The organism is Williamsia sp. R60 (assembly GCF_054063855.1).
Genome location: NZ_JBSSGR010000001.1, coordinates 49101 through 71529 on the forward strand (window position 1 = coordinate 49101; position 22429 = coordinate 71529).

The 22429-nt window shown below is 64.6% G+C and carries 21 protein-coding genes; 7 read left to right on the top strand and 14 right to left on the bottom strand.

Features of this window, described 5'->3' with window-relative positions:
- Positions 1-19: 19 nt before the first annotated feature.
- A complete protein-coding gene (locus ACVWY6_RS00120; protein ID WP_457535473.1) occupies positions 20-1000 on the bottom strand; it encodes an ABC transporter substrate-binding protein in 981 nt (326 codons plus the stop codon).
- Positions 1001-1124: 124 nt separating this feature from the next.
- On the opposite strand from ACVWY6_RS00120, the gene ACVWY6_RS00125 reads away from it, so the two are divergent.
- Positions 1125-1901, top strand: coding sequence for an SDR family oxidoreductase (locus tag ACVWY6_RS00125; RefSeq protein WP_023960142.1), 777 nt, complete (start codon positions 1125-1127; stop codon positions 1899-1901).
- 94 nt (positions 1902-1995) lie between these two features.
- Here ACVWY6_RS00125 and ACVWY6_RS00130 read toward each other — a convergent pair whose 3' ends face one another.
- The 3 genes from ACVWY6_RS00130 to ACVWY6_RS00140 form a co-directional block, all read right to left on the bottom strand.
- Entirely contained in the window at positions 1996-2820 is an 825-nt protein-coding gene (locus ACVWY6_RS00130; RefSeq protein WP_400720957.1) for an HpcH/HpaI aldolase/citrate lyase family protein, read from the bottom strand.
- Positions 2821-3106: 286 nt separating this feature from the next.
- Positions 3107-4939, bottom strand: a complete 1833-nt coding sequence (locus ACVWY6_RS00135; RefSeq protein WP_062796911.1) for an acyl-CoA dehydrogenase — start codon at positions 4937-4939, stop codon at positions 3107-3109.
- Between the two features lie 171 nt (positions 4940-5110).
- Positions 5111-6379 (bottom strand): APC family permease, encoded by a 1269-nt coding sequence (locus tag ACVWY6_RS00140; RefSeq protein ID WP_457535475.1) that lies wholly within the window; start codon positions 6377-6379, stop codon positions 5111-5113.
- A gap of 65 nt (positions 6380-6444) precedes the next feature.
- Here ACVWY6_RS00140 and ACVWY6_RS00145 point away from each other — a divergent pair, with 65 nt between their 5' ends.
- Positions 6445-7200, top strand: coding sequence for a GTP pyrophosphokinase (locus ACVWY6_RS00145; RefSeq protein ID WP_084248146.1), 756 nt, complete (start codon positions 6445-6447; stop codon positions 7198-7200).
- Positions 7201-7204: 4 nt separating this feature from the next.
- On the opposite strand, the gene ACVWY6_RS00150 is transcribed toward ACVWY6_RS00145, so the two are convergent.
- On the bottom strand, positions 7205-7978 hold the full coding sequence (locus tag ACVWY6_RS00150; protein ID WP_023960134.1) for a deoxyribonuclease IV: 774 nt from the start codon (positions 7976-7978) through the stop codon (positions 7205-7207).
- Between the two features lie 116 nt (positions 7979-8094).
- Between ACVWY6_RS00150 and ACVWY6_RS00155 the strand changes: the two genes are divergently transcribed.
- Complete coding sequence (locus ACVWY6_RS00155; protein ID WP_023960133.1) at positions 8095-9495, top strand: WS/DGAT/MGAT family O-acyltransferase; 1401 nt, start codon at positions 8095-8097, stop codon at positions 9493-9495.
- 18 nt (positions 9496-9513) lie between these two features.
- On the opposite strand, the gene ACVWY6_RS00160 is transcribed toward ACVWY6_RS00155, so the two are convergent.
- The 3 genes from ACVWY6_RS00160 to ACVWY6_RS00170 all read right to left on the bottom strand — a co-directional run bounded on the left by ACVWY6_RS00160 (position 9514) and on the right by ACVWY6_RS00170 (position 11890).
- Positions 9514-10362, bottom strand: a complete 849-nt coding sequence (locus tag ACVWY6_RS00160) for an alpha/beta fold hydrolase (RefSeq protein WP_457536818.1) — start codon at positions 10360-10362, stop codon at positions 9514-9516.
- Between the two features lie 95 nt (positions 10363-10457).
- Positions 10458-11573, bottom strand: a complete 1116-nt coding sequence (locus tag ACVWY6_RS00165) for a DNA adenine methylase (protein ID WP_457535477.1) — start codon at positions 11571-11573, stop codon at positions 10458-10460.
- 101 nt (positions 11574-11674) lie between these two features.
- Entirely contained in the window at positions 11675-11890 is a 216-nt protein-coding gene (locus ACVWY6_RS00170) for a hypothetical protein (protein WP_062796916.1), read from the bottom strand.
- Positions 11891-12070: 180 nt separating this feature from the next.
- On the opposite strand from ACVWY6_RS00170, the gene ACVWY6_RS00175 reads away from it, so the two are divergent.
- Positions 12071-13150, top strand: a complete 1080-nt coding sequence (locus ACVWY6_RS00175) for a phosphatase PAP2 family protein (protein WP_116917006.1) — start codon at positions 12071-12073, stop codon at positions 13148-13150.
- Positions 13151-13185: 35 nt separating this feature from the next.
- Here ACVWY6_RS00175 and ACVWY6_RS00180 read toward each other — a convergent pair whose 3' ends face one another.
- Entirely contained in the window at positions 13186-14112 is a 927-nt protein-coding gene (locus tag ACVWY6_RS00180) for an alpha/beta hydrolase (RefSeq protein WP_457535478.1), read from the bottom strand.
- A gap of 96 nt (positions 14113-14208) precedes the next feature.
- Between ACVWY6_RS00180 and ACVWY6_RS00185 the strand changes: the two genes are divergently transcribed.
- Both ACVWY6_RS00185 and ACVWY6_RS00190 read left to right on the top strand, forming a co-directional pair.
- Positions 14209-14769 (top strand): TetR/AcrR family transcriptional regulator, encoded by a 561-nt coding sequence (locus tag ACVWY6_RS00185; protein ID WP_457535480.1) that lies wholly within the window; start codon positions 14209-14211, stop codon positions 14767-14769.
- A 260-nt stretch (positions 14770-15029) separates the two neighbouring features.
- A complete protein-coding gene (locus tag ACVWY6_RS00190) occupies positions 15030-16244 on the top strand; it encodes a DUF222 domain-containing protein (protein ID WP_457535482.1) in 1215 nt (404 codons plus the stop codon).
- A 196-nt stretch (positions 16245-16440) separates the two neighbouring features.
- On the opposite strand, the gene ACVWY6_RS00195 is transcribed toward ACVWY6_RS00190, so the two are convergent.
- Complete coding sequence (locus tag ACVWY6_RS00195) at positions 16441-17529, bottom strand: EamA/RhaT family transporter (RefSeq protein WP_457535484.1); 1089 nt, start codon at positions 17527-17529, stop codon at positions 16441-16443.
- 118 nt (positions 17530-17647) lie between these two features.
- On the opposite strand from ACVWY6_RS00195, the gene ACVWY6_RS00200 reads away from it, so the two are divergent.
- Complete coding sequence (locus ACVWY6_RS00200) at positions 17648-18814, top strand: ATP-grasp domain-containing protein (RefSeq protein ID WP_457535486.1); 1167 nt, start codon at positions 17648-17650, stop codon at positions 18812-18814.
- A gap of 8 nt (positions 18815-18822) precedes the next feature.
- On the opposite strand, the gene ACVWY6_RS00205 is transcribed toward ACVWY6_RS00200, so the two are convergent.
- The 4 genes from ACVWY6_RS00205 to ACVWY6_RS00220 are packed head-to-tail and all read right to left on the bottom strand — an operon-like array spanning position 18823 to position 22361.
- Complete coding sequence (locus ACVWY6_RS00205; protein WP_457535487.1) at positions 18823-19659, bottom strand: alpha/beta fold hydrolase; 837 nt, start codon at positions 19657-19659, stop codon at positions 18823-18825.
- A gap of 35 nt (positions 19660-19694) precedes the next feature.
- On the bottom strand, positions 19695-20510 hold the full coding sequence (locus ACVWY6_RS00210; RefSeq protein ID WP_116917009.1) for an acyl-CoA thioesterase domain-containing protein: 816 nt from the start codon (positions 20508-20510) through the stop codon (positions 19695-19697).
- Between the two features lie 13 nt (positions 20511-20523).
- Positions 20524-21729: an MFS transporter gene (locus ACVWY6_RS00215; protein WP_457535489.1), complete on the bottom strand. Its 1206-nt coding sequence runs from the start codon at positions 21727-21729 to the stop codon at positions 20524-20526.
- Complete coding sequence (locus tag ACVWY6_RS00220) at positions 21726-22361, bottom strand: GntR family transcriptional regulator (RefSeq protein ID WP_457535491.1); 636 nt, start codon at positions 22359-22361, stop codon at positions 21726-21728. Before ACVWY6_RS00220 ends, ACVWY6_RS00215 begins: the two co-directional genes overlap by 4 nt.
- Between the last annotated feature and the right edge of the window lie 68 nt (positions 22362-22429).

A 22429-nucleotide genomic window follows, 5' to 3' on the forward strand; every position in this document is an offset into this window, starting at 1 on the left:
AGGACGGCCGAGCGCTGCATCACTGCACGCGCTCGGCGATCAGGGGCACGACCGTGTCCAGCGCGTACTGGATCGACAGCACCGAGTTCGTCGAGTAGGCCCGCGAGATCGTGAGGTCGTCGAAGACGAGGTAGCGGCCGACGGCGACGGCGGGCACCGACTTGAACAACGGGTCGCCTTCCACCTCGGCGGCCGTGCGCTGGATCGGGAAGACCACCACCATGTCGGCATCGAGCAACCGCAGGTTCTCGTCCGCGATGGGGACCGAGAACCCTTTGGCGTCAGCAGGATCGATGGCGGGATTGGGTGAGAAGCCCAGTTTGACGAGGAACTCGACCCGTTCGGTGTCGGGCGAGTAAGCGCCCCACCCTGTTCCGGAACGAGCTGCCACGGTGACCGTCTTGCCGCGGAACTCGGGGTTCTGCCCGGCAACTTCGGTGAACCGGCCATTGAGCTGCTCGACCAGTTCGGTTCCCTTCTCCGGGACTCCCAGTGCTTGCGACACCATCGTCACCTGTTGTTCGAGGGTGGTCTTGTAGCTGTCGGCGCCGGCGGGCAACGCAACGGTCGGGGCGATCTCGGCCAACGTGTCGTATCTCTTTTGGTCTCCCGAGCTCTTGGTGTCGAGGATCAGATCCGGTTCGAGTGCGAGGATCTGCTCGAACGACGGTTCCCGGGTTCCGATGATCTCGGGCGGGTTGTCGTAGAGTCCCTCGGCCCATGGGCCCACACCCTCGCCGCCGAAGTCGAGCCAGTCGCTTGCTCCCACCGGCTGCACACCGAGGGCAAGCGCGGTCTCGGCGTCGCCCCATCCGAGAGCGACCACCCGGGTCGGCGGCTTCTCGATCGTCACCGGGCCGAACTTGGTGGCCACGGTGACCGGGTACGCGCCGGTTGACGTACCGGATGTCGGGGATTGCTCCTGATCGCTCTCATCGGAACAGGCGGCCACGAACAGAAGGGCAAAGATGCTGAACACAGCTAGGACTCGGCGGAACATGGAATGAGGCTAGCCTATGCTTAGCGAGGCTCAGCAATGGGCTGTGCGCCTGGTGAAGAGACCGTCCGGCGCGGCCTTACGCAAACACTTGAACCGAGCAAGCGCTCGGTCGTAGGCTGCGTCCGTGGATATCAATGGAGCAAGTGCAGTAGTTACCGGTGGCGCATCGGGGATCGGCGCCGCAGTCGCGCGCCAGCTCGCCGGACTGGGAGCCAAGGTTGTCATCGCCGACCTTCAGGCGGACAAGGGTGAGGCCCTCGCCAAGGAGATCGACGGGGTGTTCGTCAGCGTCGACGTGACCAAGACCGAGCAGATCGAGGCCGCCGTGAACAAGGCGACCGAGCTGGGACCGCTTCGGGCCCTGGTGAACTCGGCGGGCATCGGCTCGGCGCAGCGCACCATCGGGCGTGACGGCGAGTTCTCGTCGGCCCACGACCTGGACGCATTCCGAAAGGTCATCAACATCAACCTGATCGGCAGTTTCGACGCGACCCGCCTGGCCGCGACCGCGATGAGTCGCAATGAGGCCACCGAAACCGGTGACAAGGGCGCGATCGTGTCGATGGCCAGCGTTGCGGCGTTCGACGGCCAGATCGGCCAGGCCGCGTACTCGGCATCCAAGGGCGGCATCGTGAGCCTGACCCTCACCGTGGCACGTGACCTCGCTGCCGCCGGCATCCGGAACAACACCGTTGCCCCCGGCCTCATCGAGACCCCGATCTACGGAACGGGTCCCGAATCGGAGGCATTCAAGGCCAAGCTGGGAGAGAACGTCCTGTTCCCGAAGCGGCTCGGTACTCCGGACGAACTGGCGTCGATGGTCATCGAACTGATCACCAACTCCTACATGAACGGAGAGGTCATCCGCGTCGACGGCGGCATCCGGATGCCACCGAAGTAACTCGTTCGCTAGAGATCGGTCAACTTCGTCCCCCTGGACGGCCATCGAGGGAATAGCTCCCTCGGTGCGCTGTCAGGGGGACGATTTCTGTGTGTCAGCTGGTGTATTCGGCGGCAAGTCGCGCGATCTTCTCGGCCCGCTTGAGGCGGGGCGGATCGCTGCCGTCGCGTACCACCCGGCCGCGGGCCTCGAACTCCGACAGGAAGTCGGTGGCCCAGGCGGTGTCTTCCGAGCTGGGGCTGGCGACGCGATTGATGACCGCCGGCTGCGAGGCGTTGAGGCACAGCTTTCCGGTGAGTCCGAACGCGACCGATGTCGCTGTCTTCGCCTCCAGGACGGCTACGTCGTCGGTGACCGCCGGACCGTCGATGGGGCCTGGCAATTCGGCGACCCGGCTGGCCACCACCAGCCGCGACCGCGGGTACGCCATCACGGCGTCGTCTGCAGCGGTGCCGGTGTCGTGGCGATAGTCGCCGCTGCCGAACGCGAGGCGCAGGACGCCGCGGGCGCGGGCGATCTCGACGGCGTTCTCCACCCCGACCGCCGACTCGATGAGTGCGATGACAGGGGTGTGGCCGCCGAGGCGGTCGAATGTCTCGCTCACCTGCGCGGCAGTCTCGGCCTTGGCCAGCATCACACCGGCCAGACCGGGTGCTCCGCGTAGCCGGTCGATGTCGTCGGACCAGAACCGCGTGGTCCTGTCGTTGATCCGTACCCAGGCCGTGGCGGTGTCGAGCCAGGTACACACCCGTTCGCGCGCTGCGCCCTTCCCGCGCGGGTCGACGGCGTCTTCGAGATCGAGGATCACCTGGTCGGCGTCCGATCTGGCGGCGGCGTCGAAGTCGCCCTGGGCGGCGTTGACCAGCATCCACGAGCGGGACAGTTCGGGGGTGACGGATCGGGCGATCGTAGAGGGCATGCCCCTAGTGTGCGACCAGTCGCAGAAGCGGGCGCCCTTTGAGTTCATTACGTTCACCCGTGAGCGGAGGGTTGGGCCGCGTGCGATGCAGGAAGGAGCGAGGGAGCGCAGCGACTGAGTGACGACCGAAGAGCGCGCAATAAGGCCCAGCCCGTAGCGAACAATTGGGTGCAGCGACTGAGTGACGACCGAAGAGCACGCAACAAGGCCCAACCAGGTAGCGAACAATCAAACAAAGAGTGGGCCGCCCCCTGACGGTGCGGCCCACTCTTTTCAACGCTTCGGACTAGAAGGAGGCTTCGTCGAGCTCCATCACGTCGTTGTCGATGTTCTCGATGATGCCGCGTGCGGCGGTCAGTTCGGGCAGGACGTTCTTGGCGAAGAAGCTGGCGACGCCGATCTTGCCGTTGTAGAACGCGGTGTCTGCTTCGGATGCACCGTTGTCGAGTGCGGCGAGGGCGACCTCGGCCTGGCGCAGCAGCAGCCAGCCGATCATGAGGTCACCGACGGCCATGAGGAAGCGAACGCTGCCCAGTCCGACCTTGTACAGCTCGGTCGGCTGCTCCTGGGCTCCCATGAGGAAGCCGGTGAGGGTGGCGGCCATGCTCTGGACGTCGTCGAGTGCGGTCTTGAGCAGAGCGCGCTCGGCCTTGAGCCGGCCGTTACCCGCTTCGGACTCGATGAACGAGCTGATCTGTCCGGCGACGTGGGCCAGTGCCTGGCCCTTGTCGCGGATGATCTTGCGGAAGAAGAAGTCCTGCGCCTGGATGGCGGTGGTGCCTTCGTACAGCGAGTCGATCTTCGCGTCGCGGATGTACTGCTCGATCGGGTAGTCCTGCAGGAAGCCGGAGCCACCGAGGGTCTGCAGCGATCCGATGAGCTGCTCGGATGCCTTCTCGGAGCCGACGCCCTTGACGATCGGCAGCAGGAGGTCGTTGACGCGGAATGCCATCTCTTTGTCAGCACCTGAGACGAGCTGTGCGGCAACCACATCCTGGTGCGATGCGGTGTAGAGGTATACCGCGCGCAGGCCTTCGGAGTAGGCCTTCTGCAGCATCAGCGATCGGCGAACATCCGGGTGGTGCGTGATGGCCACGCGCGGTGCGGCCTTGTCGGTCATCTGGGTCATATCGGCGCCCTGGATACGCTCCTTGGCGTATTCGAGTGCGTTCAGGTAACCGGTGGACAGAGTCGCGATTGCCTTGGTGCCGACCATCATTCGTGCGTGCTCGATGACGTCGAACATCTGCGCGATGCCGTCGTGCACCTCGCCGACGAGCCAGCCCTTGGCGGGGACGCCGTGCTGACCGAAGGTGAGTTCACAGGTGGCCGATACCTTGAGGCCCATCTTGTGCTCGACGTTGGTGACGTAGACGCCGTTGCGTTCGCCCAGTTCGCCGGTCTCGTGGTCGAAGTGGAACTTGGGCACGAAGAACAGTGAGAGTCCCTTGGTGCCGGGCCGTGCGCCCTCGGGGCGGGCCAGCACCAGGTGGATGATGTTCTCGGTCATGTCCTGGTCGGCGGAGGTGATGAAGCGCTTCACACCGTCGATGTGCCAGGTGCCGTCGTCCTGCTTGACGGCCTTGGTGCGGGCGGCGCCGACATCGGAACCGGCGTCGGGCTCGGTCAGCACCATGGTGGCGCCCCAGCCGCGCTCGGAGCTGATGGCAGCCCACTTCTTCTGCTCTTCGGTGCCGTTGTTGTAGAAGATGTTGGAGAAGCCGGCGCCGGCGGCGTACATGAACGTGGCCGGGTTGGCGCCGAGGATCAGTTCGCCGATGGCCCAGTACAGCGACCGCGGGGTCGGCAGGCCGCCGAGTTCTTCGTCGATGCCGAGCTTGTCCCAGCCGCCGTCGGTCAGGGCCTTGTACGACTTCTTGAAGGCCTCTGGAACGGTGACCGAGTGGGTCTCGGGATCGAAGACCGGTGGGTTGCGGTCGGACTCGGTGAACGAGTCGGCCAGCGGGCCTTGTGCGAGGTTGTTCACCTCCCGCAGCATGTCGATGGCGGTCTCGCGATCTAGATCGCCGAACTCACCACTCGCGAGGACCTCGTCGAGTTTCAACATCTCGAAGAGGTTGAACTGGAGGTCGCGGAGATTGCTCTTGTAATGCCCCATTGCAGAATCCTTTGCAATCGTAAAACTGCCGTTGAGAGTGGCGAGTGAGCGCCCATGGGCTCGTTGCACGCTAAGTTACTCACCAGTAACAACTCAAATATACATCTGCATACCACGACGCACAAACGCTGTGTCGAAGAGAAATGATGATTTGCGCCACTGCGCGGGCGATCAGTGATCTGCGGTTGACCGGCGGCGGAGCAGGCGCAGCCCATAGAGCGCGGCGCCGATGGCGAGAACGCCCACCCCCGCGATCACCGAGGTGGCCGGCAGGCTGAATCCGAGCACCAGACAGCCGATCAGCCCGGCCACCGGAACGGCTTTACGCCACCACTCCCGTGGCCCCTCGAGAGTGAGAGCGCTCAGATTTGCGATGGCGTAGTAGATGAGGACGGCGAACGCGGAGAATCCGATGGCGTCGCGTACGTCGAACGTCGCGGCCAGCACCGCGACAACGATGCCGACGACCACCTCGGCGCGATGAGGGACGTGAAAGCGGGGATGGACCGCGGCGAGGGCACGGGGCAGATTGCCGTCGCGAGCCATCGCGAGCGTGGTCCGCGAGACCCCGAGGATCAAGGTGAGCAACGCGCCGAGCGCAGCCAGGGCCGCACCGATGGTGACCACCGGGACCAGGGCCGGCGCGCCCGCAGCGCGCACCACGTCTACAAGCGGGGCGTTCGAGTCGCTGAGCGCATCGGCGCCCATGACGGCCAGCGCCCCCACCGCCACGAGCGCATAGATCACCACCACCACCGCCAGCGCGATCGTGATCGCCCTCGAGATGGTGCGGACCGGATCGCGCACCTCCTCGCCAAGGGTGGCGATGCGGGCGTAACCGGCGAACGCGAAGAACCACAAGCCCGCGGCCTCGAGGAGACCGGTCGCCGACAGGCCCGATGTGGGATCGAGGCGTGCGGCGTCGACATCAGGCGAGGCCGCGACTGCGACCACCACGGACACGAGCACGATCAGCACAACCGCAACGAGTAGCCGGATCACCCACGCCGACTTCTGGATTCCGACGTAGTTGATCGCGGTCAGTGCCAGCGTCACCGCGACCGCAACGGCGTGTGCGTGCTCGGGCCACAGATAAAAACCGGCGGTCAGCGCCATCGCCGCGCATGACGCGGTCTTACCGACGACAAAACCCCAGCCGGCGAGGTAACCCCAGAACATGCCGAGGCGCTCACGGCCGTACACGTAGGTCCCGCCTGCAGACGGGTACTTGGCAGCCAGTCGCGCCGACGAGTTCGCATTGCAGTAGGCGACAACGGCTGCGATGGCCAGCGCAATCAGCAGGCCGGATCCGGCAGCACCCGCGGTTGGGGCGAGGGTGACGAAGATACCCGCGCCGAGCATCGCGCCGAGTCCTGTGACAACCGCGTCGCCGAGTCCGAGTTCGCGACGCAGTTCCGGAGATTGCGGTGTGACGGTCATGGTGCCGGATCCTCCCCGAGCCGCATGTGGGTCAGTATGCCGCACGGCTCAGGCACGATGGACACATGACCGACCTGACCGACCGCACTGATCTGCCCCGAACTGATCTGCCCGGACGCGATGAGCCAGGCCACGCGAACACACCGCTGGTCCGATGGCTCACCGCCGAAGGCGTGGAGCGTGATCTGGCGCCGGCTGATCTCATCGAGATCGGTCACGGTCTGCGAAAGTTCATGCTGCCGTTCCAGTTTGCGATCAACGAGATCGTCACGAAGATCGAGATCCTGCGCGACGAGTTCGCCTACCTCAACGACTACAACCCGATCGAGCACATCAGCTCGCGGGTCAAGACCCCCGAGAGCCTGCTGGCCAAGGCCCGACGCCGCGACATCCCGGTGGACCCCGAATCGCTGGCCAACCGTCTCGACGACATCGCCGGCGTGCGTGTGACCTGCAGCTTCATCTCTGATGCGTACCGGCTCACCGAGCTGCTCTGCGCGCAGCCCGACGTGCGGACGCTACAGACCAAGGACTACATCGCAGAGCCCAAGCCGAATGGCTACCGCGGCCTGCACACCATCGTCGAGACGCCCGTGAACCTCAGCACCGGCCAGTTGCCGGTGAAGGTGGAACTACAGGTTCGGACCATCGCCATGGACTTCTGGGCGAGCCTCGAGCACAAGATCTACTACAAGTACGACCGCACCGTGCCGGCCCACCTGCTCGACGAACTGACCGTCGCGGCCGGCACCGCCAACGTGCTCGATCAGCGGATGCAGGCCATCCGCAACGAGATCCACGGTGTGACCGGTGAGCGTTGAATCCTCAGCTGAGGGCTTCGCGTAGGTATTGCACGTCGTCGGCGAGACCCTCTTCGGGGGTCTCCAGGATCACCGGCGCGTCGGCGGCCCTGGCGACGGCCACCAGAACGTCGGGATCGATGTGACCGGACGTGAGGTTGGCGTGCCGGTCGCGGGCCGAGTCGAACTCGTCGCGGGAGTTGTTCAGGTGGAGCAGGTCGATGCGGCCGGTGATCGCCCTGACCCGTTCGACGATGTCCACGAGGTCCTCGCCCCCGGCCCATGCGTGGCAGGTGTCGAGGCAGAAGCCGGCGTTGTCGAAATCGCCGACGGCCTCCCACAGGCGCTCGATGTTCTCGAGGCTGCGGGCCAAGGCGTTGTCACCACCGGCGGTGTTCTCGATGAGGATTGGGACGGGGAAGCCACCCTTGTCGGCGGCCCGCTCAAAGAGCTTGCGCCAGTTCTCGTATCCGGTCGCCGCGTCTTCGTCGTCGCGGAGGTGTCCACCGTGCACGACCAGCCCGAAGGCGCCGAGGTCGGCGGCCGCCTGGGCCTGATTGATGACCGCCTGCCGCGATGGCATCCGCAGCCTGTTGTTGAGGCTGGCGACGTTGATGCGGTACGAACTGTGCACCACGACGTCGATCGGGGAGTCCCGGATCTGCTGGGCCAGGGGGTGCGGATGAGGCTTACCCCACTCCTGTGGATCGGTGACGAACATCTGCAACACCTCGGCGCCGAGTTCTTCGGCTCTGCCGATGGGATCGTTGTCTTGTCGTACGTGGGCACCAATGCGCATGCGTCCACCTTATGGCGTCTGCCCTTATCGCTGAACCACAGGTATTTCTCTGCCGGTGCGAGCAGAGTGGGACTGGTCAATGGGGTGGAGCAACTTTTCTTCGAAAGGTGTTAGACGTGGAACGGTTGAGTGGTCTTGACGCGTCCTTCCTGTATCTGGAGACGCGGTCGCAGTTGATGCACATCATCGGGTTGATCGAGCTGGATCCCGAGACGGTGCAAGGGGGCTATTCGTTCGCGAAGATGCGCGACGAGCTGGAGCGACGGATCGGGGCGTTGCCGACGTTCCGTCGAAAGGTGCGGGACTCGATCCTGAACCTCGACCATCCGGTGTGGGTCGAGGACCGCAATTTCGACATCGAACGGCATGTGCACCGGGTGGCGGTGCCTGCGCCCGGTGGTCAGCAGGAGCTCGCCGATTTCTGCGCGCACATCGCTGGGGTCCCACTGGACCGCAGCAAGCCGTTGTGGGAGATGTGGGTCATCGAGGGGCTGGCCGACGGCAAGATCGCGGTGTTGCTCCGGATGCACCACGCCGGCGTCGATGGCGTGACCGCCTCGGACCTGCTGGCCCAATTGTGCACTCTCACACCGGAACCACCGGAACTCGACGACGTTTCGCTGTCCCGCACCGCGGGCGACTCCTCGCTCCTCGGCCTCGCCGCCGACGGCGCTCTCCAGATCGCCAGGCGGCCGCTGAGTTTCGCGCGGCTGCTGCCCAAGACGGCGCAGGTTCCGTTCGAGTGGGTGTCGCGAGCGTTGCGTGGTGAGGCCATGCCGGCCCCGTTCCGGGCTCCACGGACACCGTTCAACAGGTCGATCACGCCGCATCGCAGCATCGCCTACACACAGGTGTCGCTCACCGACCTCAAGCGGATCAAGGATCACTTCGGCGTCAAACTCAACGACGTGGTGCTCAGCGTGTGTGCCGGTGCGCTGCGCAACTACCTCGACGACCGAGGTGAACTGCCGGAACAGCCGCTGGTGGCGATGGTCCCGGTGTCGGTGCACGGCGACAACGACGACGACCTCGTCACGCAGGGAACCAACAAGGTGACCGGCATGTTCACCAAGCTGGCCACCGACGTGGCCGATCCGGTGGAGCGCATCACGACGATCGGTGAGCAGGTACGCAAGTCAAAGGACCATCACGGCTCGATGGACTCGAACCTGTTGCGTGGCTGGGCGCAGTTCATCCCACCTGCCACGATGGGTCTGGCGATGAAGCTGTACTCGTCGAACGAGTTGGCCGAACATCATCCGCCTGTCTTCAACCTGGTCATCTCCAACGTTCCCGGGCCCGACTTCCCGCTGTATTACCTCGGCGCCAAGATCGACGCGATGTACCCGCTCGGGCCGGTGTTCCACGGTTCGGGCGTCAACATCACCGTCTTTTCGCAGAACGGACACCTCAACATCGGAGCCATCGCCTGCAAAGAGCACGTGCCCGACCCGTGGCCGCTGATGCACGCGTTCGAACACGAGGTGAAGGCGCTGCTCGAAGCGTGCGATCCGTGACCCCCTGATGCCGCGGGGCTAGACCGGGGCGGTCTCTCTCACGTGTGCGGTGACGCGCCGTGCTGCGTCCAGGAACTTCGGGATGAACTCGTCGGCTTCGAGCACGCAGCACGCATGTCCGCCGTTCACCTCGACGGTGAGTACACCGGGGATGTTGTCGGTCAGCAGTCGTTGGCGCCACAGCGGGATCACCCGATCCTTCAGCGAGAGCAGGACTGCGGTGGGCACATCGATCTCGCCCAGCCACGGCTGAGAGTCGAAGTAGCTCATGCCGTCTCCGAGGGTGCCCAGCCGCGACACCGGGGTCGAAAGGAATTGGCGTAGCGCCCACACGGTGTCGGGCACCGAACGGTCGTCGAGTTTCGCGGCCTCGGGTTGCACGTGTGGCGGATGGATCACCTTCATCAACCTGCCGATGTTCGACATGTTGGTCTGCCGCTGTGGGTCGTGGCTGCCGAAGAATGGTCCGGTGGAGCACAGCACCATTGATGTGACCCGGCCCGGATGCCGTCGCCAGACCAACTGCGCGATACCGCCTCCCATCGAGAATCCGGCGACCGTGAAGGTGTTGATGCCCAGGACGTCGGCAAGCGCGGCGACGTCGTCTGCGCAGTCGTCGAGGTCGAAAGGCTTGTTGCGGATACCGCGGCCGTGCCAGCGTTGGTCGAGGGTGATCACCCGGAACTCCTGGTTCAGCTGGGGGATCAGCGGATACCAGCACAGCAGGCCGGTGGTGAGGACCGAATGCAGCAGGAAGACTGCCGGCGCGTCCCTGGGTCCGGAGTCGGTGACAAACGTGGAGCCACGCCCCGGCAGGTGAATCATGTGGCCGTGGGGGAGGTCGTGTACGGGGTACGGCTCGATCATCTTGTCGACGCGCGACAGGACCTGATTGCGGACCGACTGCAGCACATTTCGCACCGCACCGACGTTACGGGAAAACGGTCGCAGCGGTCGGCCGGTCAGGTCTTCTCGACCAGATAAAGGTGCTCGGTGACGTGGGTGTTGCGTCCGCCGAGGTTTCGGCTGCCACGGAAAGTGTTGTAGCGCTGCGTGATCTCGGTGACCGGACCGACGTCGGCGAGGATCTCACGCATTTGTTCCGGCGAGATGTATCCCTCGTCGTTGTAGGAGATCAGGACAAACCTGGTGTCGAGGTCGTCGATGAGACGTGCCAGCAACGGGCCGGCGGTGGACCGCACGTTGTACCCCGAGCGATTCCAGTCGCGGGGGATGCCCGATACGCGGCTCATCTGCGCGGGCTCCCGGTTCTCGGCGATCAGGTTGAGCATGAAGTAGTTGGAACCGTAGGGGTGCTGGTTGTACGGGGGATCGAGATACGCCACGTCCAGCGGCCCGATGAGGTCGGGCAGATCGCCGGCGTCGGCCTGCAGGATCTGGCGTTCGGCGTGGTGAACACTCAAGACCGGTGGGGTCAGGACGATCTGTCGGGTGATGCGGCCCAAGGCGTCGGCGGCGGTACCGCCGAACCTCCCGATGCCCGTTCCGCGATCTTTGTAGAAGCCTTTGAACACCCCGGAAGTGTTGGCGTGCACCGACGCAGCCGAGAGCAGCGGTCCGAGGAGCAGCGACCGCATCGGCTGCGGCCGGGCATGGATCAGCGCGACGTACGCGTCGAGTCGACGGGCGTTGTCCGTGGTGTAGAAGACCCGCTCACCCTGCGCAATTCGGCTGTCGTCGGCGGGTGCGTAGTGACGGGCGATGAAACCGTCTGTGCGGAAACCTGATTCGACCTCGGCGTTGATCTCGGCGACGGCAGAACGGACCGCCCCGTCGTCGATCTCGCTCGTGTTGGTCAAATAACATTCGCTGATGACGCGCGCGTAGCTCTCGAGGTCGTTGCTGATCACGACGTCCGACCGGGCTTTGGCGAGCCGGGACACCACGCCGCTGCCCGAGAACGCGTCGAGTGTCACCAACGGCCGGCCGAGCCGCTGTTGTACGGAGGCCAGTGCGTCATCGACCATGCCGAGCAGCTGACGTTTGTTGCCGAGGTAGGTGATCAGCTGGGTGGTCCGGTAGATGACCTCGTCATCTGCAGAAGGGGCCACGGACACAGCCCGAAGCCTATCGCTCACGTGTGGGGGATCCGGCGATGTCTCGGTGCGGCGGTGTCTTGGTGCGCAGCTGTGTCTCGGTGTGGGGGTTTGCCGGTGTGTCAGTCGTCGAGGCAGAGTTCGGTTTCGATGCTGATGGGCACGCCCGTGGCGATCAGCAGTCGGCAGGGGGCCTCGGAGTCGCGGTAGAGGCTCAGCCATTGGTGCCCACGGCTGCCATCGGCGTAGACCGCCTCGAGTGTGCGGTTGAGCCGCGCCTCGGCCTCGTTGTTGATGATGTAGCGCTGGTCGCCGTATCGCAGATACTTGTTGGGCACGCGGGTAACCTCCACCGGCTTGATCTGTTCCGTCCACGTTCAGTGTGACTCAGACCACGAAATGTGTTCACCGGTTTCATCCGGCAAGATCCGGCAGACTTCGCCTAGGTTGTTGGTGGGAACATTCTGCGAATTCTGGGCGAACAGCGGGTATCGAATGCGTATGCGGGGGCCTCGACAATGAGCACACAGGAGGTCGAGCGGTCCGACGTGGCGTCGGAAAGCGCTGTGGACCGGTTGCCGATGCCTTGGTGGCGCAATCTGCGGGTGTGGCGCTGGGTTGCGACAACCCTGTGGCTGGGCGTCGTCGTGGCGCACCTGATCTTCCTCGGCCTCGCGTTCGACCGGACGCGCTTGATCTTGCTGATGTGCCTGGGTCTGGCCGCAGCGAGTATCGGGCGGCGACGGGTCACCACGGTGATCATCGATTGGCTGCCATTTGCCGGGATACTCCTGCTCTACGACTTCACCCGGAACATCGCCCAGTGGATGGGGATGCCGACGCACTGGTCGCTCGCCGCAGACTTCGACCACATGTTGTTCGGGGTGAATCCGACGGTGTGGTTGCAAGAACGCCTGAAGCAACCCGACACGCCCTGGTGGGAAGTCTTCACCAGCGTCGTCTACATGTCGTACTTCATCATCCCGTATGCGGCTGCCGCAGTGTTGTGGCTGCGCAATCGCCACGCGTGGCGACGGTACGCGGCCGGCTTCCTGATCATGACGTTTGTGGCGCTGGTGGGATACACCCTGCTGCCCGCAGCGCCGCCGTGGGCAGCCGCCCGGTGCACCTCGGAGCAGGTCGCGGACTATCCGCGCGCACCCGAATGTATGAATCAGCTCTATGCCGATGATGGTGGACTGCTCGGGGAGCTGGAGCCGCAGAACGCGGGCGCCCAGCCCTACGTCGAACGCATCTCCGCGCGCGGGTGGGAAGTGCTCGACATCCACGCCGCTTCCAACCTGCTCCAGTTGGGTCAGGCGAAAGCCAATCTTGTTGCCGCAATCCCGTCGTTGCATGCGGGGTTGACGATGTTCCTGGCGCTGTTCATGTGGCCACGCGTGCGTGCACTCGGGCGAACGTTGTTCCTCGGCTACGCCGTTGCGATGGCCTTCACGTTGGTCTACACGGCCGAACACTATGTGCTCGACATCCTCCTCGGATGGGGGCTCGCTGCTGCTGTGGTGGTGGGCGTCGATGTTGTGGACAAGCGGTTGATCGCCAGAAGGAATCGATCGCCGGTCCCGCAGTCGGTGTGAGTGGCTCGGCCGTTCGACAGCTCGGGGCGGCGGCCTCATGTGGCCACTGAATCGATCACCGCGCGGACGGCCTCTTCGAGTTGGGTCAATCCGGGTTCCTCGATGGGATAGTGCCCGCAATTGGTCAGTCGGACAACGGTGTTCGGGCCCGGTACCTTTGCCAGGAACCGTTCGCTGAGCGCGGCCGGGGTCCAGCGGTCGGCTCCCGGGTGTACCAGGGTGATCGCTGGGCCGCCGTACTGCGCCGGTGCGGTGTGTCGGTAGGTGAACCAGTCGGAAAGGAATCCGAGCGGTACGCGACCGCCACCTCCTCGGGGGTCTGCCGCGCACAGCCGGGTCAGTCCAGGGTTGTTGCTCATGGCGCTCATCCGGGCCGGCCATCGAATCGGCACCATCACGTCGCCCGCCCATCGCGACAACAGGGGGAGAGTATGTGGAGCGGCCATGCCGAGAGGCGCCCAGCGGGATGCGGCTCCTCGAGCGGAGCTGTCCGACGTGTCGAGCAGACAGGTTGCAACCACAGCTGCGGCAGTGCCTGTACGACTGGCTGTTTCGTAGGCCAGCATGCCGCCCATGCTTGCGCCGAACAGAACCAGGGGTCTCGGGTCGGTCCGGGTCTCCTCCGTCACGAAGTCGCACAGCAGATCAACCCAGTCGCGGTAGCGGACCTTCGCCGGGTCGACGGTCTCGGTGCGTCCGTAGAGCGGAAGGTCAAGTGCCAGTAGGTCTGCGTCGCCGGGGGTCGCTACCGCGGTGAATGGCCACAGCGCACCCGAATGGCCGCCGGCTCCGTGGATGATCAGCACTCGCGCCGGCGCAGACGGATTCTCAGCCCTTGCCACGTGAACGCGGTGACGACCCCACGGCCACCAGGTGGCGACCGGTGCCTGCATCGCGGTTCGGTAGCGCTGCGGAAGGAATCGGGCGTATTCGGCGACGTCGCTATATTCGACTTCGTTCATCTTTTGAGCATCAACGGAGGTCGAGGGCATGACAACTCGCATTGAGGTCTCATGAGCCGTGCCCGGAAAACGCCTGTTCAGGACCGATCTCGCTTCATGGTCGACGTGATCCTGGAGGCAGCTACTCGCGTTTTCGACAGCGAAGGTGCAGCCGGGACGACCAACCGCATCGCCGATGTGGCCGGAGTGTCGATCGGATCGCTGTACCAGTACTTCCCGAACAAGCACGCGATCATGGCGGCGCTGGCGTGGAGGCATGTCGAGGAGTCGCGGGCAGCCCTCACGAAGTTGTGCGACCGCTTCGACACGACGGCGCCGAATCGCGTCGAGATGGTGACCACAATGGTCGAGACGGTGGTGTGGCTCAACGGCAGTCATCCCCGCACTTTTGCGGTCCTGCGTGAACACACGCCGCGAACTCCCGAGTTGGTCGACGCGTTCACCGCCCTCGCCGCTGATATGACCGCGCGACTCGTGCCGCACCTCATCCGTACCGGCACGCCATCTGCGGACGCCCCACTGCAAGCCCGCCTGCTGGCGGCTTCCATCGACGGGCAAGTACATCAGTTGATCGCGACCGCCATCACTGCCGACGATCGAGAACGATTGTGCGCCGCCATCATTGCAGGTCTGATGGCGACCGAACAGCCGTTGTGACGCCGGCCCGCAGCGGCTGGACAGCACGCCCGAACGACTCTGGAGATTGACTTTCGCCCACATGAAGGTTGGACGTCGGTCGGGTGTCGGAAGGATTCACCCAAACGATCTACATACGAACAGGTGTTCGAGTCAGTAGAGTGATGACACGCTGATCGTCCGCAAGACCTGACTCTGAGATACGTGTGACTACGCCACCATTGTGATCGGCTGTCCCAATTCTGTTGTCTCAGTGTTGTTGTCTTGGAGGGGGTGTGGTGATGGCTGTTCTCGATGTGGTTGATGAGGTCATCAGGGTGGAGTTTCCGGATGATCCGGCCGGGGTGGTGGCGGTGGTGAAAGATCTGATCACCCTGCGTAATGCTGTCGAGGCGCGGTTGGCGGCCGGCGCGGCGATCATCGACCGCCTCGGTGTCGCCAAATCTATGGGGTCGACACCCTCGAAGGTGGTGCAGGCCAACGGTGCCGCCCCAGCGGCGGCGGCACGATGGCTACGCATCGGGACCGGCCTGGCGGGGTTGGAGCGTACAGCCGGATACTTTCGGGACGGGTTCCTCTCCGCTGAGCACGTCGACGCAATTGTCCGGGGCATCAGTCATGTGCGCGGCCGCATGGTGGGTGTGATGAGCGACGACTTCCGGTGTGAGGTCGAGCGGAAACTCGTGGCTCATGCGATCTCTGGTGCACCACCCGCCGAGATCGGAAGGATTGCCCGGGCGATAGGTAACGAGGTCGCCGGGGAGTCGGGTGGGGTGCCGGCCGCCGAAGACGTTTCGTTGAACACTCTGGACTACGTCATCACTGACGATGGCCGGCTATCGGGCAGGTTTGATGTGGATGCGGTGACCGCAGAGAAGATGATGTCCACGCTCGACGTATGGTCCAGACCCCGACCTGAACCGGACGGCAGCGCCGATACCCGCACACCGACGCAACGACGCGCTGACGCCCTGCACCAACTCCTCGACTGCGGTGGCGGCGGGCAGGGTTTGGTGTCAGCGCCGAGAACGGAAGTGATGGTGACTGTTCCGGCTGATCATCCCGACCTTGCGTCACTGCGGTGGATGGGTCCGGTCACCGAAGCCACCGCAGCAGCAGCCGCGTGTGATGCAGTGATCACCTCGATCACCCTGGACGGGCAGCAGGTGCCGATCGATTTGAGTCCACCCAAGCGTTTGTTCACCGGACCAGTGCGTAAAGCAATCTTGCTTCGCGATACCTGCTGCATCAAGTGTGGGGCGCCGGCGACCTGGTCGGACTGCCATCACATCGTGCATTGGGCCGACGGCGGACCCACCACCCTCGGTAATGGGTGTCTGTTGTGCCGCACCTGCCATCGGGCCGTGCACCACACCGACTGGGACATCACCATGGGCACCGACGGACATCCCTGGCTCATCCCACCCGCCGACATCGACCCCACCCGACAACCACTACCGGCCTACAACCGCCGAACCCTCACCCTTGCAGCCTGACTCAGGCTGCCTGACTGACACAAACCAGCACCGCACCGCGAAACACCGCACCCGACACATCGCCGGGACCGCGGACGCACCCTGACAACTCCATAGTGTGAACGGCCTGCCGCGTAACTGATCTGACGCGTGAACGTCGCTGCCGCGTGGGGACGTACCGTGTTCAAGGTCGGGCAGTGGAAGGTTCGGACGCGGGTCAGGTGGTCCGTCGGCTGCGTTGACTGTGCGACCGATCTGGCCGATTCGACTGATTCGGCGGGTTGCCTTGATCTGGTCTGTCCGTTGGAGCGGTCGTCGGCGAGGTGTGAGAGTCGCCCTTGCCCAAGTCGTCCCCGGTGCCGAGGCTGTCCGCGTTGCCACGTTTGCGCAGCCGCCAGCCGCCGTTGTCCGTGTCGGATTCGCCGAAGTGGTCGGCGTCCACGGAGCTGTACAACGCAACCAGGACTGCACCCACCACCGCGCCGATGAACCCGATGACGGCAAGCCAGCCAAGGCCGGGCTTTGCGCTGTCGTTGAGGAAGACCACGCCGATGATGCCGGGGCCGGCCGTCTCGCCGACCACGAGCACGGCGGTGACGCCGTTGACCTGCCCGAGCTGCAAGGCGACGGTGTGGACGTAGAAGCCGACTGCGCCGGCGATGGCGATGGTCCACGCTGCGGGGTCGGTGAGCAGGGTGACGATGTCGAACGGATCGATTCCGCGCAGGATGCGGACCGAGATCGCGATGACACCGAACAGCAGGCCGGCGGCAGCACCGCCGACAATCGCGCCACGCTTGCCGAGCTTGTAGACAGCGAGCAGCGCCAGTCCGGCCAGAACGCAGGTGGCGAAAAGCAGGCCGTAGTGGAAGCTGCGTTGTTCGCCGCCGCCGCCTTCATGCGACGACGACAACCCGAGCGCACACAGTGACGCCACCACCACGCACATCGCGACCCAGTCGCGACCGTGCAGTCGAATCCCCAGTACAGCGGTGCCGACGAGGGCGGTGACGATGAGGTTGGCCGAGACGATGGTCTGCGACAGAAAGAGAGGAAGGAACCGAGCGGCCACCGCGCCGGCGCCGAAGCCGATCACCACCAGTGACGTGCCGAGGATGAACTCGCGGGTCTTGAATGTGTCGACCGTCGAGGAGACCGACGGGCCACCTTCAGTGGTCAGCTGGTGTTCTCTGTCGTGCTCGCGAGCCGCGACTGCCGCCTTGCGGGCCCCGAGGGCGCGCAGCACAGTCGACAGACCGTAGGCCACGGCAGCCGCACTGGCGAACAAGACACCGATCAGGAACACCCCGACACCCTCCGTCGCCGCCCGGAATATTCGAGGCCCACCCGGCGCCTGTCCGACGGCGAATATAAGCTACCATGTCGCTGGTGAAAGCCATTCTTCGGTTCGGCAGCGAGGCACGATGACCACTCGCAGCGGAAAAAATGTTCTCATCACTTTCGGGCGTTCATTTCTCACCCTCGATCTCGCCAGATTGATGAATGCCGGCGGGCACAATGTATTCATCGCCGATTCGATTCCATTTCCCATCACACGGTTCTCGAATTCCGTACAAAAGGTGTTCCGCGTTCCGCGGCCCAAGTTCGAGCCACGCGAATATGTGGACGAAATCGCGCGCATTGTCAGGGCCGAATCGATCGACCTCGTCATACCGATTCACGAAGAGACCGACATCCTTGCGATGGCGCAGGATCAGTTCCCGCCCGAGTGTCGCCTGCTGCTCTCCGATTTCCTGACGGAAAACCGGCTGCACAACAAATACGAGTACCAGGTGCTGCTGGAGACCTTGGGCGTGCCCACCCTGAAGTACGCACAGGTTCGCGATGAGGCCGAGTTGGCCGCGCTTGATTTTGAAAGTCCGTTCGCGCTGAAGCAGGTTTACTCGCGAGGTTCACAGCAGGTTTATAAAGTGAATCCCGGAGAAATACCCGACGGTCTCACATTTGATCCTCTTAATCCGTGGCTGGCGCAGGAGTGGCTCAAAGGTGATAAGTACTGCACATATTCGGTGTGCCACGAGGGCAGGGTCTACGCGCATGCAATCTACCCTGTGCGATATGCAATCAATGGTCAGTCGTGCCTCAGTTACGAGCCGGTTGAACATTCGGGAATCACCGACTGGGTGACCGAACGGGTGAAAGAAATCAATTTCACCGGTCAAATCGGGTTCGATTTCATCGAACACCCGGAGCGGGGTTTGTTCACCATTGAATGCAACCCGCGTTCTACAAGTGGCATTCTGATGTTCGAACCCCATAACAGAGTCGACCGCGCATTCTTCGGCGAGAATGACGACGTGATCACCCCCGATCCCGACGCCCGCAAAATGGTTGGGCCGGGAATGCTCCTCTACGGCTGGCGCAAATCTGCACTCGAGGGCAACACGCTGCGCGGGTTCGCTCGGGATTTCCGCCATACCGACGAGATCATCACCCGACGCGACGACATCGGTCCTTTTCTGGGCATCCCCTTCGCCTTGAGCAATATCCTCACGAACTCACTCAAGTATCGCGTGGGTTTGGCGGAAGGTTTCATGCACGACCACGAATGGGACGGCGAGCAGATCTGATCGGGCCGTCAGCCTGCGTGCTGACGGCAGAACTCGACGATTAGCTCGACGCTGTCGCCGGGGCCGGTGAACAACCCGCCGTGGCCCGCGCCGTCGATCTGGACGAACGCCGAACCGGGGATGCGGGCCGCAGTGGCTCGGGACAGCTCGGGCGGGAAGAACAGGTCGTGTTCGAACGCCAACACCAGGGTCGGCACATCGATGGCGGCCAGGTGCTCGGGCAGCGGCTCGCCGGACTTGATCCACTCGTAGGACGCGGTCAGCTGGCCGGTGAAGCCGTCCGGGCTCGCCCAGCCTCCATCGGAACCGCTGAGCATGTCCCGCCAGCCAGACACGGTGGCCGGGTCCTGCAGCAACGTGGTGTGCAACGTGGTCATCAGTTGCTCGAAAACCAGTACTGCTCGGGGTATCTCGCCGATCTGCTCGATGAGGCTCAGCTCCATCTCGCCGACGAGTGCACCGATCGGGCTGGGCTGTAGCCCGGCGAAAAGGACTGCAGCCTTGACCAATTCGGGACGGCTGCGCAGCATGGCCTGAGTTGTGTAGCAGCCCATCGAGTATCCGACGACGAGTGCGTCGTCAACGTCGAAATGTTCGAGCAGTGCCGCGGCGTCGTCGGCGAGGTCGGCCACCGAGTAAGGCGAAGGCGGCGCCGAGGACGGAGCCAGGCCGCGCGCGTTGTAACTGATCACGGTGAATCCGGCGTCCGCGAGGGCCGGGGCGAGGCCGCAGATGTCCCACACCATCGACGGCATCCCCAGGCCGCCGTTGAGTAGCGCAACCGGTCCTTCTCCGACCTTGGTGACGCCCAGCACGGTCCCGTTCGGCAGCGTCGTCGCGTCCATGATCAGCCCTTTCCCAGTGCGCCCCAGGACATGGTTTATACCAAGCGAGACTTGCTGGAGAAGTCGATCTGCGCAGCCGGGTTGCTGACCGCGGTCACAATCCCGGTCCCGTACGGACCCTTCCGGTCGTACAGGGTGGCGGTTCCCACCGAGATCCCGTCGGCGGTGATGTGGCTGTCCGCCTCGATGCCGAGCTCGGCACCCTCGGGCATGCGCGACAACGCCATGGTGAGGTCGCAGTTGATGTAGCCGATTCCGTCGGTGCCCAGGTTGGTGACAAGACTGGTCGACTCCGCGGACTGCACCGCGTGGACAAACGGTGAGGCGGGTTCGTTCGGCAGCACCGGCATCGCGGTGCTCCACGCTCGTTTGCGCGAGGCGTTCTGGTGGCTACCGATATCCCGCGTCCAGTCGGCGTCGCCTGACTGCAGCCACGGGTGTCGTAGCGTGATGTCCTCCGCCTCGTCGGTCGGCGGGCTGAAGGTGCCCGACGGTTGCCATTCGGCGCCGGGGGGCGGCGCCGAACGCCGCAGGAACACAGCCGTGGCACGTGCAACGGTGACGTCGTCCTGCCGGACCTCGGCGTCGGCGACGATGATGCGTCGGCCCGAGCGGACCAGCGCCGTGGTGACCACCGTGGGCCGGTTCCGGGCCGCCTTGAACAGGTCGATCGTGATCCGGGCGGGCACGAAGTCCGGATCGGCGAACTCACGCTCGATGGCGCGGGCCGCCACAGCACAGACGGCCGGACCGTTCAGCTGATCCGGGCCCCAGGCACTGCCGGACCACTTGGTGGGGATCAGCGTGCTGTCGTCGTCACCGGGAACAAAAAAACTACGAGGTTCGGGCACGAGATCGATAGTGTCAGAGCTGGGCTGATGCGAGCGGGGCGGGTGCGGACGACGCGGACGGCAGGTCGCGGCGCGACCGACGACTGATCATCGCGAGTGTGGCTGCGGCAGCGACGGCACCGAACCCGAACATCCAGGGATAGGTGACCCCGGGGATGTAGTCGTGCAGATATGCCAGCGTGGCCGGGACCGCGAACCCGAGATAGGTGAGGGCGTAGTACACCGCTGTCAGGCCGGCAAGATCGCCCGGCTGCGCGATCCGCTGCACCTCGGACAGTCCCGCGACGAGGGCGATCCCGTAACCGGCGCCGAGCACAACAGCGGCGACCAGCACCGCCCAGATGGTCAGGATCGAGGAGGCGAGCGCTGCCAACGCCATGCCTGCCACGAGCAGGAGCAAAGCCACCTGACTGGCCCGCGCCGAGTCGGGACGGTCGATGCGGCGGGCGAGGGCCTGGATGCCGAACCCGCAGCTGAGTGTCACCACGGAGATCAGCGCTGCGAACGCCATGGGGGCGCCGCCGACCTTCGGTGCCATCAGGGTGGGCAGGATGGCCTGGCATCCGATTGCTGCGCCGAAGACCCACGGCGCCACAGGGACAACGACGTACAGGAACCGGCGATGGCCCAGCGAAGGAATCTTCAGATCATCCCGTAGGCGGGTCGGTGCGGTGGCTCGCTGACGGGTTTCGGGAACATTCCACACCCACGCCGCGCCGAGCAGGCACACGCCGGCGTTGAGGACATAGGACAGCACGTGAGGCCAGGGCCCCCACTCCGCCAGTACTCCCGCCAGCCCGGCGCCGACGCCGAACCCCGCGGTCAAGCTCATCGCGGCCCGCTTGGCGCCGTTGTCGACGGACAGTTCCTTGATCCAGCTCGTCCCCACCGCCATCGCCAGGCCGATCGCGATGCCACACAGAATGCGGCCCACGGCGAGGAGGGCGACCTGGTCGGCTGCGGCGGCCAGCACCAGCGATCCGGCTGCGGCGATGAGCGCGGCGGGGCGCATGATCGGCCGGCGTCCGAACCGATCTGACAATGGCCCACCGATCAGGAGCGCCGGGATCATCCCGAGGACGTAGGCGAACAGCAACACATCGACGGTGGGACCGGACAGCTCGTACTCGCTCTTGTAGAACACGAGCAGGGGAGTGAACTCGTTTCCGCCCCAGGCGATGGCGAACATCGCGGCGCTCACGCCGCGCCAATTCCTCATGCCGGAGGCCTGCGCAGATCGTGCACTGCCGCCAGGTGTGCTGCCAGCGAGGCGGCGAACCCGTCGGTGTCACCCGCCTCGATCAGATCGGTCAGTTCGTTGTGATGCTTGATGATTCGCTCCATCTGGGCCTTGTCGCGCAACACCGACGTGCTGGTCATCCGGAGTTGGCGATCGTGCAGGGTGTCGTAGAAGCCGGACAGCAGCGGATTGTTCGCGGCCTGCACGAACAAGCGGTGGAAACCGGCGTCCTCGATGGTGAACTGGTCCACCTCGGCTGCCTCGGCGAGGCTCTCGAGCCGGGCGATTCTCTGGCGAAGCGACTCGACGATCGCGCTCCGATCGGTGTGCGCCAACGCCCGGACCGCGGCGGTCTCGACCGCGTGGCGCGCCCCGATCACGTGTTCTGCCTCGTCTGCAGGGACCGGCACGATCAATGCCCCTCGTTTGGGGTAGAGCCGCATCCACCCCTGGGTCTCGAGCCGCAGGAAGGCCTCTCGAACCGGTGTCCGCGAGATGCCCAGGGCTGCGGCGACCTCGCCCTCGCTGATGAGTTCGCCACCGGCCAGCGAACCGGAGAGAATCCGGCCCTTGACGTCGCGGTAGGCGCGCTCGGCGGCCGATAGATTCATGGACACAACTTGTATCTAAGCAGTCGGCGTGCGGACAGACCAGGGATGCGAAGTGTGATCTTGGTCAG